Below are 4,535 nucleotides of genomic sequence, written 5' to 3' on the forward strand. Positions count from 1 at the left end.
CCAGCAGATCATAGGTGGGGCGGGGCCGGCCGTAGCCGATCGGCCCCACGTAGCTGGGCGAATCAAAGGAGACGGTCCCCTGTGTGCGCCACTCCGCCGCAGCCGGGATGTGGTGCTTTTCGAGCCAGCGGGTTAGCTCCGAGGCCGCTTCCTGGGTCCAGTCGTTCCCGCCGGTGACGAAGAGCGGCTTCTTCGACTGTGTCAGCGCCTCAGCCAGCGCGCCGGCATCGGTGCTGCTCATCCCGCCCGCGGCCACCGGGATGGCCGGGTGCAGGGCCGGATCAATGGGGACCCGGATGATGTCCTCCGGCAGGCCCACCACCACGGGCCCGGGACGGCCGCTCATGGCCGCGAACATTGCCTCCGCGACAATTTCGGAGGCCCGCTCGGGGTGGTCGAGGACCATCACGCGTTTGGCACCGGTGTCGAACCACGCCTTGATGTCGAACTCCTGGAACGCCTCGCGGTCCCGGTGCGCGAACGGAATCAGTCCGACGAAGAGCAGCATCGGGGTGGAGTCCTGCCACGCGGTGTGCAGGCCCACGTGGGCGTTGGCTGCCCCGGGGCCGCGGGTGACCATGGCGACGCCGGGGCGCTGGTTCATCTTGCCGTCAGCCTCGGCCATGTACGCGGCACCGCCCTCGTGCCGGCAGACCACGGTCTCGATCTCAGAGCCGTGCAGCCCGTCGAGGACGTCCAGGAAGCTTTCCCCGGGGACAACAAACGTGCGTTCCACCCCGTGCGCCGCGAGCGAATCAACAATCACGTGGCCGGCGGATTTGAGGGTGCTGGCGCCGTTGCGGTTATCCAGGACAGCCCCTGGGGCCGTCTGAACGGGTTTGATGCTGTCGCCTTCAACTGGGTGCGTGTCGGTTGCGGTCATTGTGGATGCAGACTCGGTTTTCATCACTACTTGTCTTCTTGGGTTGGGTTGGGTTGGCGGGCATGGCATGTCCACTGAATCCAGCGGAACGGTGGCTAGTCTGTTTCCGGTCCGGTGCAGAAGAAGCAGCCGTCCTCGCAGCTGTCGTTCGACGCCGGCGGCTTGTCTTTGTGCGCGGCTGGCGGGTCGAGTTCCTGCAGAGTGCTGGTTCGGCCGGGACTCAGCGGGTTTCGTGGCTTCATGAAGGCTTTCGCGTTGGGTGCCGGGTTGCGGGATTGGTCGGCACTGGGATGTTCGATTAGCGGATTGGAGTCCGGTTGGCCAGCACGGGCGCGGCGCCTGTGAAGCCGTCGCGGGTTTCGGCGATGTCGTGGATTTGTTTCCGGCAGGCGTACCAGCCGCCTACCATCAGCGCGCAGGCCACCAGGGTCACCAGCAATGTGAGCGGGGAATCGATGAAGACCATGACGAGGACGCCGAGCAGGAATACCAGGGAGAGGTACCCGGTGTAAGGGGCGCCGAACATCCGGAAAGAGGGGCGCTCAAGCCAGCCTTTGTCTGCCCACCGTTTGAGCTGGATCTGGCAGAGCACAATGGTGGCCCACGTGACGACGATGCCTACGGCGGCGACGTTCAGGACGATCTCGAAAGCCTGGCCGGGGACCAGGTAGTTCAGCGGGACCCCGAGGAGGGAGACGCCGGCGGTGATGGCGATGCCGCCGTAGGGGACACCGGCCTTGTTCATCCTCTGGGCGAACTTCGGGGCCGATCCGGCCACTGACATGGAACGCAGGATGCGGCCGGTGGAGTATAGACCGGCGTTCAGGGAGGACAGGGCGGCCGTGAGGACCACGAGGTTCATGATGACGTCCACGCCCTGGATACCGATGGATCCGAAGAACGTCACAAACGGGCTGACGCCTTTTTCATACGAGGTGTAGGGCAGCAGCAGGGCGAGCAGAATGACCGAGCCGACGTAGAAGACGGCGATCCGGAAGACCACGGAGTTGATGGCTTTGGGCATGATTCTTTCGGGGTTTTCGGTTTCGCCGGCGGCGGTACCGATCAGTTCGATCGAGGCGTAGGCGAACAGCACGCCCTGCATAAGGATGATCATGGGCAGCAGGCCGTTGGGGAAGAGGCCGCCATTGTCGGTGATAAGGCTGAATCCGACTTCCTGGCCTTCCACGGGCGTGCCGAACATGACGAAGTAGGTGCCGACCAACAGGAATGCGACTAGGGCCGCGACCTTGATCAGGGCGAACCAGAACTCGAGCTCGCCGAACACCTTGACGGAGACGAGGTTGAGGCAAAGGACCACGACGAGGGCGATCAGCGCCCACGCCCACTGCGGTACGGCCCCCATCCAGGGGATGTATTTGCCGAAGAAGTTCATGTAGAGGGCCGCGGCGGTGATGTCCACGATGGTGGTGGTGGCCCAGTTGATCCAATAGAACCAGCCGGAGATGAACGCGGCTTTCTCTCCGTAGAATTCGCGGGCGTAGGACACGAACGATCCTGACGAGGGCCGGTGCAGCACCAGTTCACCCAGGGCGCGCAGGATCAGGAACGCGAAGAAGCCGCAGACTGCGTAGGCGATGACCAGTGACGGGCCTGCCGCGTTGAGCCGGCCGCCGGCACCCAGGAACAGGCCGGTCCCGATGGCCCCGCCGATCGCGATCATCTGGATCTGCCGGGGCTTCAGGCTCTTGTGATAGCCCGAGTCCTCCGCGTGGATCAGGGCATCCGAAGCGTGGGCGTGGCCGCCATCGGCCTGGTACAAGCCAACCTCGTCATTGGGGTTGTTGGGCATGGGTGTTCCTTTCGATCTGTCAGAGATCTAAATGGGGTTCTGGAGGGAGATTGTGGGGACAGCCGGGCGTCAGATCAGAAAATCGACCACCCGGTCCGGTCGGACAGGTCAGCGAGAGCCGCCGTGCCTGCCAGGGAATTTCCTTTGGAATCCAGCCGCGGGCTCCAGACGCAGATGGCGCACTGGCCGGGGACAATCGCCAGGATGCCGCCGCCTACACCGCTTTTCCCGGGAAGTCCCACGCGGTAGGCGAACTCGCCGGCTGCGTCATACATGCCGCAGGTCAGCATGATGGAGCCGATGCGCTTAGCCTCGCTCCTGGAGATCACCGCGCCTTGTACGCCGCGACCATCCTGCGCGAGGAATAGACCCGCCTTGGCCACCTCCACGCAGGTCATCATGATTGAGCACTGCCGGACGTAGTTCTCGACCACTGCCTGTGCGGGCCGCCGCAGGTTGCCGAATTCCTTCAGGAAGTGGGCGAGGGCCAGGTTGCGGCTGCTGCTGGAGAGTTCACTCTTTGCGGCCATTTCGTCGATGAAAGGACCCTGTCTTCCATTCTGGTGACCCACCTGGCCGGTGAGGAAACGCAGGACCTGGGCGGCGGCGTCGGGAGTTCTTTCCATCAGATGGTCGGTGACCACCAGGGCGCCTGAGTTGATGAACGGGTTCCGAGGGATCCCGTGCTCGACTTCAAGCTGGACCAAAGAGTTGAAGGACGTGCCTGAAGGCTCGCGAAGGACCCTGGACCACAACGAGCCGGAGTCATCGGCGCCGAGCGCCATCGCCAGGGTGAAGACCTTGGAGATGCTCTGGATCGAGAACGGAAGATCGGCGTCGCCGGAACTGAATAGTTCCCCGGACGTTGTGGCAACCGCGATGCCGAAACGGTCGAACGGCGGGGACTGCAGGTGGGGAATGTTTGCGGGGACTGACCCCGCTTCCGTCCGGGGCCGGTGGCCGCGGACAATGTCATCCAGTAATACGACAAGCGGCGGCGAATCAAGTGTTGTCATCATTTCTTGCCCACGTGCTCCTTCTGCGTGCCGGACCACTCCTGAACATGCAGCAGCGCGACCAGTGCATGGCGGGGATTGCCGAAGTCCAGGCCGGTGACCCGGCTGACCTTGCCGATCCGGTAGTAGACGGTGTTCTTATGCAGCTGCATCCGCTTCGCGCACTCGGCCACGTCGAGTGACGCGTCGAAGAAGGCACGCAGGGTTACGGCCAGTTCCGCGTCGTCGCGGAGCAGGGCCCAGAGGCTGCGGTGCCGAAAGGCCGCCGTCGTAAAGTTCTCCACGGCGTCGTGGAAGAGGATCTCGGCTTCGAAGTCATCCACCGTGGCAACCGAAACTTCGCCGGAGCGGCGCATGCAGCCCAGCAGCGCTTCGCATATTCCGGTTACGGAATGGATTGAAAGCAGATCGGGAACAGCGGGGCCGACGGCGGCAAAGGGGCTGATGCCGAGGTGCTTGTTGGCGTCCTTGACGATTGCCTCGGCCAGACTCCGCAGACCGGCCCCGGCGTTGGCGGACTGCAGCCCGGGAAGGATCACGGCGGTGTCGCCGTGAAACTGTCCCACGATGGCTGAGGGCTTGTAGGCGGCTGCATGGATTGAAGCGAGGTTGGCCAGCTCGCCGTGTTTGAGTGCGGCGTCGTTCTCCTGGGCTTCGGACGCCGAGAGGCCAATCAGGATCAGGGCCGCAGGCCGGTCCGCAGGGATTTTCTCGCTGTGCGCGCTCGCCGCAGCCTCCGCGGGACCCGAAAGGAGGCGCACGATCCGGTCCTCGCGCATGTGCACGGATTGCTGGTTGCGGTACCGGATCAGCTCGGCGGAGG

Annotated in this window: 4 protein-coding genes; all 4 read right to left on the bottom strand. The window is 64.1% G+C overall.

Features of this window, described 5'->3' with window-relative positions; translation table 11 throughout:
• The coding region (locus tag Y706_RS27920; RefSeq protein ID WP_043435283.1) for a thiamine pyrophosphate-binding protein at positions 1–883 on the bottom strand (883 nt) is incomplete at its 3' end.
• A 298-nt stretch (positions 884–1,181) separates the two neighbouring features.
• Positions 1,182–2,696: an amino acid permease gene (locus tag Y706_RS0107325; protein WP_043435285.1), complete on the bottom strand. Its 1,515-nt coding sequence runs from the start codon at positions 2,694–2,696 to the stop codon at positions 1,182–1,184.
• Between the two features lie 74 nt (positions 2,697–2,770).
• A complete protein-coding gene (locus tag Y706_RS0107330) occupies positions 2,771–3,715 on the bottom strand; it encodes a glutaminase (protein WP_028276087.1) in 945 nt (314 codons plus the stop codon).
• On the bottom strand, positions 3,712–4,535 hold an 824-nt coding region (locus Y706_RS24095; RefSeq protein WP_043435287.1), incomplete at its 5' end, for a PucR family transcriptional regulator. The genes Y706_RS0107330 and Y706_RS24095, both read right to left, overlap by 4 nt.

Origin of the sequence: Arthrobacter sp. I3 (assembly GCF_000520575.1) — a bacterium.
Lineage (GTDB): Bacteria > Actinomycetota > Actinomycetes > Actinomycetales > Micrococcaceae > Arthrobacter > Arthrobacter humicola_A.